Below are 13,490 nucleotides of genomic sequence, written 5' to 3'. Positions count from 1 at the left end.
TAGAAGATGAAAAAGTATTTGATTGTCGCTTTATTAGCAGTTTTTGTGGTTGGTGTTTCTTCTTATGCATTCGCAGATTTGAAGCTTTTGCCCACATCATTGAAAGTGTTGGTGCTTGATGAGCTTGGTAATCCAGTAGAAGGTGCTGAAGTATCATTATTCAAAAGTGAAAAAGACTATCGAGCTGGGACAAACCTTCTCGTGAAAAAGACTTCAGATAAAAATGGTGAGGTAGTTTTTAAAAAATTAAAAGTGTCCGAGTATTTCGTACATGCAGACTTTGATGGTAAAACGAACATTGGTGGCGGCGTGCTGACCGAAAAATTGGTTGAAGGCCGTATCAACAAAGTGAATACAATAGTGCAATAATGATGAATAGAAGTTCGCTTCGAACAGCAATTAGGGAGTATGTAACCCCATTTGAAGAAGAAGAAAGATATAAAGGCAGGTTTTTGGACCTGCTTTTTTTTGATAATTGTTTTGAAAGATCATTACAATCAGGCCATATCACGGCTTCAGCGTGGGTGCTTACACCAGATTATAAACAAGTCGCTTTACTTCATCATAAAAAATTAGACCGTTGGCTACAGCCTGGTGGTCATGCAGACGGAGATGAACAAGTGCAGCGTGTGGCATTAAAGGAATTGGAAGAGGAAACGGGGATTACAGATGTTTTCCTGATTGGAGATTCCTTTTTTGATATTGACATACATACCATACCCGCAAGAAAAGAAGTGCCAGAGCATGAACATTTCGACATCCGATTTGCCTTTGTTGCAAATGTCCCTGACCAGCTCAAAAAGAATGAAGAATCAAATGAAGTAGCGTGGATTGCGATTGATAAGTTAGAACATTTTGTAGAAAGTGACACCTCTGTCCTTCGAATGAAAGAAAAGACCCTTAGGTTCTAATGCAAATTATAGACGATCTCAACCAAACCATTTCTATGGACAGTGCACCTCAGCGCATCATATCATTGGTGCCATCACTGACCGAATTGCTTTTTGACTTGGGCCTTGGAGATAGAATAGTGGGTGTTACCAAATTTTGTATTCACCCTCCCCATGCCCAACAAGTCGCTAAAAAAGTAGGCGGCACTAAAAAATTCAACTTTGAACAGATCAAAGATTTGGAGCCAGACCTGATTATCGCGAATAAAGAGGAAAACTACAAGGAAGGTATTGAGCAATTGTGCCAAGACTATACTGTCTATATTTCAGATATATTTGATCTGGAGGATGCCGTGAGAACCATCCTGAACATTGGGCGGATGACTCAGACTGAGCCTGAGTCGAAACAGCTTGTAGAAATAATCCAACAGGAATTTGAAGATGTAAAGGATAAACTGGAAGGCAGTGTGCTTTATCTCATTTGGCAGGATCCAGTCATGGTGGCTGCATCTGATAATTTTATTGATTTTCTACTAAGGTGCTTGGGTTTGGAAAACGTTGCTGGACATTTGAGCAGATACCCAGAATTAGATCATGAGACTTTGAGAAGTCTTTCTCCAGACTATGTTTTCTTATCCTCCGAACCCTATCCATTCAAAGAAAAACATCTAAGTATATACAAACATCTTTTTCCAAATGCTGAAGTCATGCTAGTGGATGGTGAAATGTTCAGTTGGTATGGGAGTCGTCTGGTTCATTCGCCGAAGTATTTTATGAGTTTGCCTGTTTCTAGAAGACGTTAGTCGATCTACATACTTTTTTTGCTAGTCTCCGTGGGGGTAAAATTTCATTTGGTTTTCCTGAGTGTATAAAAGCATAAAGGATATGAACTCATTTAAAAGAAACTCAAAATTAATTTTACTCATTGCGCTAGTTTTCATAGCGATTAAATCTAAAGGTCAAAGTAAGGAAGAAATAGAGACCAATACAGCCGTTAAAGAAAGGCCTTTTCAAATCTCGCTAGTTCCTGGTTTTGGCACCAGTCGTGGTCCCAATGAAGGGTATACCAATCAGTTTTCTGCCAATGTGTTTGTAGGATACGAACATAGTCTGGATGGTGCAGAATTCGGAGGACTTTACAATATCAACAAAGAGAATGTTCAGGGGGCTCAATTTGCTGGTTTCGGCAATACCGTCGGAGGCAATATGCAAGGGGCTCAGTTTGGAGGATTTTTGAATACAGTCAATGGTAAGGTAAGAGGCATGCAGTATGCTGGATTCTTGAATGTAACTGTAGAAGAAGTGCAAGGGGCTCAGTTTGCAGGCTATATGAACTTAGCCGATAGCATCCATGGTGTGCAGGGCGCAGGCCTGGTCAATATCAGTAAAAAAAGCACCAAAGGGGCACAAGTAGCTGGCCTGGGCAACTGGGCTAGTGACGTATACGGCGTTCAAATAGCTGGATTGGTGAATCGGGCTAAGCACGTAAGAGGTACCCAGATTGGCTTGATCAACCTGGCAGACACAGTCGAAAAGGGTGTGACTGTAGGTCTTATCAACATTGTGAAAAAGGGAAAGCTTCAGTTTGCCCTTGAAAACAATGAAGTGATCGATTTCAATATAGCCTTCAGATCAGGTACCAGTAGATTGTACAGTGTCTTATTTGTAGGGGCACAGGCTAAGGAAGATTACCTGTGGACTTATGGAGCGGGATTTGGCACGGAGTTTACATTAAAGAAAAGCTGGAATTCCAATGTGGAATTGACTACTCAAAGCATCAATCCTAAGGACGATTATTACGATGAGCTCAATTTACTCAATAGGTTGAGCTGGAATTTTGGTTATCAGTTTGCCAATCATTTGTCATTTTCAGCAGGTCCAGTGCTCAATGTGTATGTCACAAACATTTACGATGACGAGACAGGTAGATATGGGAATGATATAGACATGGGGAACTTCTACAACAGAACCTTCTCAGATACCAACGTCAAAATGTGGATAGGCTACAACATCTCTATCAAATTTTAAAACCCCATCAGTCTTAATATAATACCAATCATAATTTAGAACGCTTCAGTTATGAATCGCACATTCATTATCATATTTATTTTATTCAACGCGTTGACTGCTCAAACCCAAGATATGACTCAAACGGTACGTGGAGTCATAGAAGATCAGGACACCAAGATGCCCTTGATAGGGGCTACCATTCAGATCATAGGATCAGATCCTTTGGTAGGCACTATTTCAGATATGGAGGGCCATTTCAGAATTGAAAATGTGCCTGTTGGAAGGGTATCACTCAAAATCAACTTTATTGGTTTTGAAGAACGAATCATTCCTAATCTATTGGTCAATAGTGCCAAAGAGGTAGTACTTCAGGTGCTATTGGTCGAATCTGTGGATAATCTGGACGAAGTAGTCATTACTGCCAAAAAGAATAAAGCAGAGGTGCTCAACGAAATGTCTCTGGTGAGTGCCCGCTCTTTTTCGGTAGAGGAGACCAAAAGATTTGCTGGTTCATTTGCCGATCCTGCTCGTATGGTTTCTTCCTTTGCTGGCGTCACCAATCAGCCTGAAGGCAATAATGATATCATCGTCAGAGGGAACTCACCCAGAGGGATTCTCTGGCGATTGGAGGGGATTGAAATTCCCAATCCAAATCACTTCGCTAATGAAGGCGCGACAGGCGGCCCTATCAATGCCTTGAATGGCAATATGCTGAGTGATTCGGATTTTATGAGTGGAGCCTTTTCTCCGGAATATGGCAATGCCCTGTCTGGGGTATTTGATATGAAATTGAAAAAGGGAAATAATGAGACCAGGGAATACACGGCAACTGCCAGTACGCTGGGGTTGGACTTTGCTGCAGAAGGTCCGTTCAAGGAAGGCTACAATGGTTCCTATTTAGCCAACTACAGATATTCCTCTCTAGCTATTATAGATCAACTTGGCGTAGTGGATTTTGGAGGAGTGCCTAAGTATCAGGATTTGTCTTTCAAGATCCATTTACCTATTAATCAATCTCACATCATTTCTGCGTTTGGATTAGGAGGAATCAGTAGCATCACTGCTGAAACCAAATTTGAAGATGAAGATGAAGTGTTAGGCAAGTCCGTATTTGGTGCGGATATGGGCGTGGTGGGAATCACCCACAACTACCTGATCAATGAACGATCATTTTTAAAATCATCTGTGTCAGCCTCAGGTACCAGATTGGAATCTACAGATGACCTGCCAGATGAAAATGATGGGTTCTACGAGGCACAGCATTCCAACTTCACTAAATCTGCTTTGAAGTTTGCTACCACTTTCAACCACAAGTTCAGCGCCAAGCATAAGCTGGAAACAGGTGTGATCTATACCCAGCTGAAATACGATATGGTAGAAAACGCCTGGAACTTTGAGCGGGACAGAATGGAAACCGTGCTCGATGATAAGGGGGGCTCGTACACCATGCAGGCCTTCGCCAATTGGAAATACAGAATCACCAAAGACCTGACGCTTTCTTCTGGCATGCATTACATGCATTTTGGGCTGAATGGTGCCTACAGTGTAGAGCCACGGGCAGCCTTGAAATGGGTCGTCACAGATCGGCAGGCTTTCACAGTGGGGTTTGGTTTGCACAGCAAGGTAGAAAGCCTGGCCGTGTATCTGGGCAAACAAGAAGCCATTGATGGCTCTTTGTCCATGCCCAACAAAGCATTGGGGTTATCCAAAGCTGCACATTATGTACTTGGGTATGACCAGTCGCTTGGTGCAAATACACACCTAAAGATCGAAACCTATTACCAGCAGTTGTATGATGTACCCATAGAACATGAGCCCAAGAGTACCTATTCACTACTCAATGCTTCTGATGATTTTTCAAATCGTGTCCTAAATAATGATGGTACTGGCAAAAACTATGGCCTAGAACTAACGCTAGAGCAATACTTGCACAAGGGATTTTATTATATGGCCACGGGTTCTGTTTATGAATCTAAATACACGGCTATGGACGGAATTGAGCGTAAGACAGCCTTTGCGGGCAATTATGCCTTCAATCTACTGGGTGGCAAAGAGTGGAAAATAGGAAAGCCTGATAAAAACAAAGTTCTTTTTATCAATACAAAAGTCTCTCTGTTGGGAGGGAAAAGATATACACCTATAGACTTGGCAGCTTCTCAAGCACTAGGGGATGAGGTGCGTGTGGAGGACCAACCATTCTCTGCCAGATCATCTGATATTTTTATCATGAACTTTGCTATTGGTACAAGAAGGAATAAGAAAAGTACTACCCGAGAGTTTAAAATTGACATTCAAAATATGACGAACAATCAGGCGGTAGTCAACCAATATTATGTCCATGGCAATGGTAAAATCATGGAACTCAAGCAGCTGCCCCTTTTCCCAACCATTTCCTATACGTACAGCTTCTAACTGCTCAGAGTTCCCTGCCTTTGTCATAGATATAGGTACGAAACACCACTCAGAGGAGTCACTTGAAAAGGACTCTGAGCTGTAGGTTTAGGTTTATTGATTGATTGTACCCTAACAGGGTTTAAACCCTGTTAGGGTTAAGATATGATCGTCCTAATTGGTCTTTTGACCAATCAATATTCAATGAAGTATATTTTTACTAAGACATCAAACAAACCAATGTGTCTCTAGTTATTCTGAAGCTATTTTTTATAAATTGAAAGCTGGATAAGGATCAATATGATCACTATATTAATGTTACCCAAACTAAAACCTGTTGAATTACCAAATCTTTGAGCCGAACGCAGACCTTGCCACATTTGTCAAGTGCTATTGGACGCTCGAGAGTCCAAAAAAAAGTAGTCCCGAGAAGCAGACCATCGTCCCTGATGGTTGCATGGAGATGATCTTTCATTATGGCGATTTGTATAAACAGTATTTGCCGAATGGCGAGTCAATAATTCAGCCCAGATGTTTTGTTTTCGGCCAGCTGACTCAGCCGCTGGAGATTGAACCCACAGGTGCAACAGGTATTTTTTCTATTCGCTTTCACCCTGAGGGCTTCTTGCCATTCGCCACAATTCCAATTAAGGAAATGGAGAAAAAGGCGACATCATTCAAAACCCTATTTGGTCGTGAAGGATTAACCCTGGAGGAAAAAGTATTAAAGGCTAAATCCACTGCCGAACGAATTAATCACGTAGAGAATTTTTTGATAGCTAGATTGGCTGATGCGAAAATAATTACCGGGATTGTTAAATCTACGGTAGATTTGATTATAGATAGCAAAGGACAGCTTTCGGTAGGAGCTGTTTCTCAACAGGTAGATATTAGTCGCCGTCAACTGGAACGCAATTTTTCATCGACCATAGGCTTAAGTCCCAAGCAGCTATCAAAGACCATCCGATTGCAAGCCATACTCAAAAAGTTACTCAATCAAAAAGGCAAGAAACTAACAGCTCTAGCCTATGACGGCAAATACTATGATCAGGCACATTTCATTAAGGATTTCAAGGAGTTTACAGGAATCACACCCAAGGAATTCTATGGTGAAAACCTGAAAATGTCTAAACTCTTTTATGAGGGTTAAATCAATTGTCGCTTTTTTACAATTTTTTATTTATGGACTACCCTTGCTTTGCTCTGATAAAAAACTAACGGCAACTATGAAAATTAAACTAGGACTTACGATGTGGTGTCTGGCCATGCTCTGGAACTGTACCGCTCAGCCCACAGGAGAAATAACACAAGCCAAGTGGCTCATTGGCACTTGGGAGAATAAAACGTCCAGAGGCAGTATCTATGAAGACTGGAGAGAGCAAAGCAACAGCGAATGGGTGGGTATGAGTTTTATTCTTCAAGAAAAGGACACTGTCGTATTCGAAACCATTCGTTTGATTCAGGAGGAAAAGGGTTTGTTTTACATCCCAATAGTCAAAGATCAAAACAACAGTTTACCAGTTCGTTTTGGATTAAAAAGTATCTCTGAGTCACAGGTTTTGTTTGAAAATCTGCAACACGACTTTCCTCAGTTTATTTCTTATACTCAAATCCATGCAGATTCACTTGTGGCTGAAATTTCGGGATTTAAAAACGGAAAAGAACAGAAACAAATTTTTCCCATGAGCAGGATGAAGTAAGTAAACCTTTTTGGTTAGAAATATCTCCTTGTTATACCTTCAACACAAACCTCGGCAGACCCTTTCTTATTCCTAAACCAAAGCTCTGGCTCGATCAGTTCGAGCTCAGAGACACAGAGTTCGCCTTCATTGTCCCAGATGAAGTCCACACGGGCTTGCAGTGGAATAGGTGAGCAAACAGATACTACACGCTGGGCAAAAGCAATTTCTTCAGGTGAAGGTTCATAAGCATGCACGGTACCTCCAAAATCATCTTGCACACGAAAATCCCCAGGTTTGGCTTTCTTGAGTACGGCATGGGAATATTGACCGTCAAATACCATGAGGGTGAGCTCGCCTTTCTCTACCACATTGTGCTGAAACTCTTGTAGGAGCATGGACTCATTTTGGATCAGTTCGCCAAATACTTTGGACACCTCTGTCAGTTTCCTATCATCTAGTTTATAAGTATGTCGACCGCCACCTGAGATGGCTGGTTTGAGTATGGGGTTGGCCCAACCAGATGACTGCACAATTTCCTCAAGTGACCGACTATCTCCTTGAGGGATAAATATAGTAGGCGGAATTTTTATGCCACAGGCATCCAGATCTTTGAGGTAGTGTTTGTCCACATTCCACCTGATGGTGGCATAGTCATTGATCAATTGGGTTTGGTCTTTTACACGTTCTAGCCAGGCTTGGAACTGCTCGAACTTCCCATCATCATAAATATCCCAAGTCGTACGAATCATTACACATTTGGCAGATGCCCAGTTGAAGTCAGGATTGTCCCAGTTGGTCTTATGCACTTGGAGACCTCTTTGTTTTATGGCATCAAATAATAGTTGGTCTTCCAGGACTACATTATCTGCGTATTGATCAGGTGGATGGTTTACAACAAATCTGGAATCTGTAAGTAAAACGATGTCGTACTTGGGCATGCTAATTTTTTGTGGCAAAATAGCAAAAAACTATGCGCAGATGCCGCCGTCCATAAAATATTCCAGAACTTTGATAGTTATTATGTAGCATAGGAATATAGGAAGATAAAATATTCATATTTTTGCATTTTTAAGAACAACACAATCGTAATACAGTATCATGCAGCTATCCACATTCAGAAAAAACATCCTCTCACTTGTTCTTGTACTGGCCGTCTCAGGAGCCTCACAAGCGCAACAAAACATACAAGAGCAATTTGATCAGTTTTATGCTACGGAGACTTCTACCTGGCAGGAATACAAACTGGTGAAAATGCCAAAATTGAAAAATTTCTGGAAAATCGTAGCTGATACCATCAAAGTGAAAGAAGGTAAAATAGCTTCAGCAAGAGCGGAAGTAAAGTCTTTGAAAGGTCAGCTGGCTGCTGTGAATGGTCAATTGGAAGAAACTCAGGCGTCACTAGCTGCAAGTGAGGAATTGAATGATTCGATTGCCTTCATAGGTATAGAAATGAGCAAATCAGCTTATAACACCTTTGTATGGTTGATTATTTTGGTTTTGGTGGTTGGTATTGCTAGCTTGTATTTGATATATATGCGCAACAATAAAATCACACGAGAGGCGAGGAAATTGCTGGCCAAAGTGGAAGAGGAGTACACGGCGCATCAGGAGAAAGCCAGAGAGAACCAAACCAAGCTAAAAAGAGAATTGCAGACAGCATTGAACACCTTGCAAGAGCACAGAATAAAGATATAATTCGAGAAAGATAATTCACCAGTGTTAGCCTCATCCGAGATCGGATGGGGCTTTTTTGTGTAGTTGCGAATATTGGCCGCACTTGAACTACCTTTGCAGCAATGAAATACGAAGCCTACAACATCAGCCCTGAGCTCAAGCGGAACCTTGAGACCCAGGGATTCAAGCGACCTACGGATATTCAGTTTAAATCTATCCCTGCTATTCTGAAAGGAGAAGATGTGTTGGCCATTGCGCAAACAGGTACTGGCAAAACGGCTGCCTTTGCTATACCTATCATAGATCGATTGCAACGATCCAAAAAGCATAGAAGTGGAGATGCCATCAGATGCGTGGTGATGGTGCCGACACGTGAGTTGGCTATTCAGATTACCAGAGCTTTCGAAGAACTTGCCAAAAGCACCAAGGTGCGTGTCATGAGCATTTTTGGTGGAGTAGAGCAGGACCCTCAGATTGCGAAATTGGCAAAAGGGGTAGATGTCATTGTGACCACTCCTGGTCGAATGTTTGATTTGGTGAGTCAGGGCTTTATCCTTCTGGATCAGGTGGAAACAGTGGTGTTGGATGAGGCGGATCACATGCTCAATTTGGGCTTTATCAAAGACATTCAGGATTTGGTGAAATGCTTGCCCAAGAAAAGGCAAACCCTTTTCTTTTCGGCTACCATTGATGAAAAAATAAAAAAAGTAGCGTATTCACTGGTTCATAAAGCCATCAGGATTCAGGTTTCCCCAAAAGACCCAGTCTCCAAAAATGTAGAACATGCAGTAGCCTTCATCAAAATGGATGACAAACGCTTCTTTCTTGAAAGATTGATTGGTGAAAATCCGGAAAGAAAAATTTTAATATTCGTCAGAACCAAGGTGCGAGCCGAACGTGTGCTGGCGGCTATGGATAGAGTGAATATTGCCGGACAAACCATACATGGTGATAAAGATCAGGACGAACGAAATCGCGTGATGAGCGCATTCAGAGCTGGAAGAAATAAGATACTCATTGCTACAGATGTGAGTGCGAGAGGGATTGATATTCCCAATGTGGATTTTGTGGTGAACTATGACATGCCTGACGAGCCAGAAAACTATGTGCATCGCGTAGGGCGAACAGGTAGAGGAAAGCTGAAAGGGCAAGCAGTAAGCTTCTGTAGCCCTGAAGAAAAACCATTATTGACTGAAGTAGAAAAATACACACATACACCCATCCAAGTCATGGACATAGAGTGGAATACTTATCAAGATACTTTGGATTTGACAGAGGATACTACTGACAATTGGAAACAGCTGATCAAAGAAGCTGAAGCCAATCCGCACAAGCCCAAGAAGAAAAAGAAGAAGCGCTAGTTGTTACTTGAGTAGCATAAGGCTAACTGACCCTTGAACATAATAAAAAATAGAAACTGCGGCAATTATGGCCATATAGATCAGATCTTTGGTTGATAAATCTTTCATAGCTGCTGAATTTTTGAAATTCAAATATAGTAATAAACAAATAATAAATTGTACTAATCTGCTGTAGGGGAATTACCTAATTTTCACTTTTATACGAAATATGCCAGCACAAGTGTCAAAATAAAGCTTGAAATTCCCAACAAAGTGGTCATCACTGTCCACGACCTGAATGTCTGTTTGACTGATAATCCCAGATAACGGTTGATCAGCCAAAATCCACTATCGTTTACATGCGAAAGCACGGTAGCACCTGAAGCAATGGCGATAACCAACAATGCCAGTTGAGACGAGGACAAATCTGACGAGGAGATAAGCGCGGCGGTCATACCTGCTGAGGTGATCATGGATACTGTGGCCGAACCTTGCACGATGCGCATCAAAGCCGCCATCACAAAAGCAAAAATGAAAGGTGAAGACAGATTGTGCGCAAAAGCATCAGCTAGCATTTGGCCTGTGCCAGTATCCATCAGGATCTGTTTGAATACGCCACCTGCACCCGTAAGCAGAATAATAATGCCTGCAGGTGCCAATGATTTAGTGCTGATGTCGGCCAGGGCCTCTTTTGAAAATCCATTTCTTATGCCCATGAAATACCAGGCCAGTAAGTTGGCTATGATCAGGGCAGAAAATGGGTGACCAAAAAATTCCAACCAGTTTTTCAAAATCCCTGTTTCTAGCCACGTTTTGGATATCGTGTTTAGCACAATTAAAACAATAGGCACGGCAATGATGGCCAATACAGGTGCTAGTTTCAGATCTGATTTTTCAACTTCCTTATCCTGATCAAGAGGAGGAGCAGCAATAAATGTCTGAGCAGCCAATCGTTTGGCCAAAATCGGCCCACTGATAATCACAGCAGGTATGCCCACTACAAAGCCAAACAATATCACAAGACCCAAATCGGCACCAAGGATATCTGCCACAGCCACTGGCCCTGGCGTAGGAGGTATAAAGCTATGTGTAGCAGCCAACCCTGCCAAAAGCGGAATGGCAAACAGGTACAAAGATTTTCCTGACCTCCTTTGCAAGGAGTAAATGAGCGGAACCAGAATGATAAATGCAACATCAAAGAAAACTGGAATGGCAACCAAGAAGCCTGTGATAGTCATCGCCCAGGGTGCCTTTTCTTCTCCCATCTTTTTTAGAAAGTAGTTGGCGAGTGCGCCAGCTGCTCCTGACTGTTCTAGTATAGCTCCAAATATGGCACCTAATCCTACCACTGTAGCCACAAAGCCAAGTGTGTTGCCCATGCCAGTTTTGATGGAGTCCATGAGGGCCAGTGGCTCCATACCTGCCATCAACCCGACAGCAATACTGGAGATCAAAAGCGCTAAAAAAGCCTGAATCTTAAAGTGAAGAATCAAAAATAGCAGAATGCCAATGCCTGCCAGCACTGAAAATATGAGCTGAAAATCTATCATATCCAGTCTGTATGAAATGATTCAGTCACAGGTCGATCGATACGTTTGTAGGTATGAGCACCAAAGTAATCGCGTTGCGCCTGTAATAAATTCGCGGAAGATTGCCCATTCACATAACCCAAAAAGAAATTCATGGCCGAACTCAACACAGGGAGTGGAAAACCAGAAGCAATTCCTTTGCCGATCACATGAGCCAGATTGGCCTGTTGATCAGACAATGATTTGACTACTGCAGGGTGTAGCAACAAGCGATCAGTGTCTTTGAAGTAATTGACTGCCGCGCTCATTAGCTCAGATCGTATGATACACCCATTAGTCCAGATGCGTGCGATTTCGCTGAAATTCAAATCCCAATGGTATTGCTTGGAAGCTTCTTTCATCATGTCAAAACCTACGGCATGGTTGATGATTCGTGCGGCAGCATAAGCTTCCATCAAAGCAGGTATGAATTCCTCTTGGCCTGTGGGGACTGTTTGTTTGATTGAGCCGTACAATTCGTTGGCCAATAACCTCACTTCCTTTTGTGCGGAGATGTTTCTCGCCATTACCGCGTCTGATATGGTATTGAGTGGGGCACCTAGCCGAATGGCAGCCTCTGTCGACCAACCACCAGTTCCTTTTTGAGCGGCCGCATCCAAAATTTTGTCCAGGAGCAGTTCTCCATTTTCTTCCTTGCGAAGAATATTGATTGTGATTTCTAACAGGTAACTATCCAAACCTTTGGTTCTCCAGCCTTCCAGTGTTTTGGCCATCTCCACAGGCAACATGCCCAATCCATGACGCATGAGCTCATAGACTTCGGCTAATAATTGCATCTCAGCATATTCTATCCCATTGTGTACCATTTTGATGAAATGGCCAGAGCCCTCAGGCCCTACATAGGTACAGCAGGCTTTGCCATTGGCATCTTTGGCAGCAATATTTTCCAAGAATGGGGCAATTCTGTTGTAAGCCGTACGGCTTCCACCTGGCATAATGGATGGCCCCTTTCTCGCCCCTTCTTCTCCTCCAGAGATACCAGTTCCAATAAAATTGATATCGTGCTGTACCAATGTTCGGTCTCTTCTGTTCGTGTCAAGGTAATTAGAATTTCCGCCGTCTATGATTAGATCGTCAGGTTCGAGCAGGGGAGTAAGTTCTTCGATAGTCGCGTCTACGGCCGCACCAGCTTGCACCATGAGTAGGATGTTTCGTGGAGGGGCAATGGATTCTACGAATTGTGATAAGTCATCAAATCCTTGAATTCCTAATTCGGGATGTTTTGAAACAAAATCTCTGGCTATGCCTTCTTCTTTACCTGCTACATGTCTGTTGAATACGGATAATTTGACGCCATTATTGGCCATGTTGATGGCCAGATTTTGTCCCATGACCCCTAGGCCTATGATTCCAAATGCTGTTTTTTTGTTCATTTTACTTAGTATTTCTTGTAATATTTTTTGTGGTGATTGATCAATATTCACCAGTAGAGCCTCTTTGGGTTCTTCCAAATTCTCAAACTGACTTTCGAGAATAGAAGGATTTAAAAAGTGCCCTTTGCGCGTTTCTAATCTTTGCTTGATCAGATCATAGCTGCCTGATAAATGGATAATGGTGAGTTGATTTTCTGGAATGGTGGTTAATGTATCCCGGTATTTTTTTTTCAAGGCCGAACATGCCAAAACAGCTCCACCTGCAGATTCCCAGTCTTTGATGCAAGCACTCAAAGTCAACAACCATGGCTGGCGATCTTCATCTGTAAGTGGAAGTCCAGAAGCTAATTTTCTGATATTTTCTTTTGGGTGAAAATCATCGCCATCATAAAATGGAATAGATAATTCCTTTGCCAATAACTGACCAATGGTAGACTTACCCGTGCCCGACACTCCCATGACTATTATCATAGTCCAAAGGTGGTAAGTCCTTGGAGGTTTGTACCCTGCTTATTATTTCAAAAGGGAGGGTTAAATATTT

Annotated in this window: 12 protein-coding genes; 9 read left to right on the top strand and 3 right to left on the bottom strand. The window is 42.2% G+C overall.

The annotated features are described in order from the left end of the window. Positions 1–6 precede the first annotated feature (6 nt). From B9A58_RS18740 to B9A58_RS18710, 7 genes are all read left to right on the top strand, one after another. Positions 7–369, top strand: coding sequence for a carboxypeptidase-like regulatory domain-containing protein (locus B9A58_RS18740; protein WP_084374404.1), 363 nt, complete (start codon positions 7–9; stop codon positions 367–369). Continuing rightward, complete coding sequence (locus tag B9A58_RS18735) at positions 369–911, top strand: NUDIX hydrolase (protein ID WP_084374403.1); 543 nt, start codon at positions 369–371, stop codon at positions 909–911. Before B9A58_RS18740 ends, B9A58_RS18735 begins: the two co-directional genes overlap by 1 nt. Next, positions 911–1,693: an ABC transporter substrate-binding protein gene (locus B9A58_RS18730; protein ID WP_084374402.1), complete on the top strand. Its 783-nt coding sequence runs from the start codon at positions 911–913 to the stop codon at positions 1,691–1,693. The genes B9A58_RS18735 and B9A58_RS18730 overlap by 1 nt, the downstream gene beginning before the upstream one ends. 82 nt (positions 1,694–1,775) lie before the next feature. Then, the gene (locus B9A58_RS18725; RefSeq protein ID WP_084374401.1) at positions 1,776–2,918 is read left to right on the top strand and encodes a hypothetical protein; all 1,143 of its coding nucleotides are present in this window, start codon (positions 1,776–1,778) and stop codon (positions 2,916–2,918) included. Between the two features lie 114 nt (positions 2,919–3,032). Beyond that, positions 3,033–5,312 (top strand): TonB-dependent receptor, encoded by a 2,280-nt coding sequence (locus tag B9A58_RS18720; RefSeq protein WP_245827115.1) that lies wholly within the window; start codon positions 3,033–3,035, stop codon positions 5,310–5,312. Positions 5,313–5,628: 316 nt separating this feature from the next. Further along, complete coding sequence (locus B9A58_RS18715; protein WP_084374399.1) at positions 5,629–6,441, top strand: helix-turn-helix domain-containing protein; 813 nt, start codon at positions 5,629–5,631, stop codon at positions 6,439–6,441. Positions 6,442–6,517: 76 nt separating this feature from the next. Then, on the top strand, positions 6,518–6,991 hold the full coding sequence (locus B9A58_RS18710; protein ID WP_084374398.1) for a DUF6265 family protein: 474 nt from the start codon (positions 6,518–6,520) through the stop codon (positions 6,989–6,991). Positions 6,992–7,005: 14 nt separating this feature from the next. On the opposite strand, the gene B9A58_RS18705 is transcribed toward B9A58_RS18710, so the two are convergent. Continuing rightward, complete coding sequence (locus B9A58_RS18705; protein WP_084374397.1) at positions 7,006–7,911, bottom strand: ATP-grasp domain-containing protein; 906 nt, start codon at positions 7,909–7,911, stop codon at positions 7,006–7,008. A 160-nt stretch (positions 7,912–8,071) separates the two neighbouring features. Between B9A58_RS18705 and B9A58_RS18700 the strand changes: the two genes are divergently transcribed. After that, a complete protein-coding gene (locus B9A58_RS18700; RefSeq protein ID WP_084374396.1) occupies positions 8,072–8,668 on the top strand; it encodes a hypothetical protein in 597 nt (198 codons plus the stop codon). Between the two features lie 101 nt (positions 8,669–8,769). Next, positions 8,770–10,008 carry a DEAD/DEAH box helicase gene (locus tag B9A58_RS18695; RefSeq protein WP_084374395.1) on the top strand — a complete coding sequence of 413 codons (1,239 nt, stop codon included), beginning with the start codon at positions 8,770–8,772 and terminating at the stop codon, positions 10,006–10,008. 197 nt (positions 10,009–10,205) lie between these two features. Here B9A58_RS18695 and B9A58_RS18690 read toward each other — a convergent pair whose 3' ends face one another. Together B9A58_RS18690 and gndA are read right to left on the bottom strand one after the other, a co-directional pair. Continuing rightward, complete coding sequence (locus tag B9A58_RS18690; RefSeq protein ID WP_084374394.1) at positions 10,206–11,537, bottom strand: GntP family permease; 1,332 nt, start codon at positions 11,535–11,537, stop codon at positions 10,206–10,208. Then, on the bottom strand, positions 11,534–13,420 hold the full coding sequence (gene gndA, locus B9A58_RS18685) for an NADP-dependent phosphogluconate dehydrogenase (RefSeq protein WP_084374393.1): 1,887 nt from the start codon (positions 13,418–13,420) through the stop codon (positions 11,534–11,536). The genes B9A58_RS18690 and gndA overlap by 4 nt, the downstream gene beginning before the upstream one ends. Positions 13,421–13,490: the final 70 nt, after the last annotated feature.

The sequence above is a fragment of the Reichenbachiella faecimaris genome (assembly GCF_900176375.1).
In the GTDB taxonomy this organism is placed as follows: Bacteria; Bacteroidota; Bacteroidia; order Cytophagales; family Cyclobacteriaceae; genus Reichenbachiella; species Reichenbachiella faecimaris.
Note: the sequence above shows the minus strand (reverse complement) of the source record. Positions and strands in the feature narration are given on the sequence as shown.

Bases quoted from the DNA above. Each gene is read 5' to 3' on its own strand.
- B9A58_RS18735 (WP_084374403.1), top strand. From the start codon at position 369: ATGATGAATAGAAGTTCGCTTCGAACAGCAATTAGGGAGTATGTAACC.
- B9A58_RS18725 (WP_084374401.1), top strand. From the start codon at position 1,776: ATGAACTCATTTAAAAGAAACTCAAAATTAATTTTACTCATTGCGCTA.
- gndA (WP_084374393.1), bottom strand. From the start codon at position 13,420: ATGATAATAGTCATGGGAGTGTCGGGCACGGGTAAGTCTACCATTGGT.
- B9A58_RS18730 (WP_084374402.1), top strand. From the start codon at position 911: ATGCAAATTATAGACGATCTCAACCAAACCATTTCTATGGACAGTGCA.
- B9A58_RS18710 (WP_084374398.1), top strand. From the start codon at position 6,518: ATGAAAATTAAACTAGGACTTACGATGTGGTGTCTGGCCATGCTCTGG.
- B9A58_RS18695 (WP_084374395.1), top strand. From the start codon at position 8,770: ATGAAATACGAAGCCTACAACATCAGCCCTGAGCTCAAGCGGAACCTT.
- B9A58_RS18705 (WP_084374397.1), bottom strand. From the start codon at position 7,911: ATGCCCAAGTACGACATCGTTTTACTTACAGATTCCAGATTTGTTGTA.
- B9A58_RS18690 (WP_084374394.1), bottom strand. From the start codon at position 11,537: ATGATAGATTTTCAGCTCATATTTTCAGTGCTGGCAGGCATTGGCATT.
- B9A58_RS18720 (WP_245827115.1), top strand. From the start codon at position 3,033: ATGACTCAAACGGTACGTGGAGTCATAGAAGATCAGGACACCAAGATG.
- B9A58_RS18700 (WP_084374396.1), top strand. From the start codon at position 8,072: ATGCAGCTATCCACATTCAGAAAAAACATCCTCTCACTTGTTCTTGTA.
- B9A58_RS18740 (WP_084374404.1), top strand. From the start codon at position 7: ATGAAAAAGTATTTGATTGTCGCTTTATTAGCAGTTTTTGTGGTTGGT.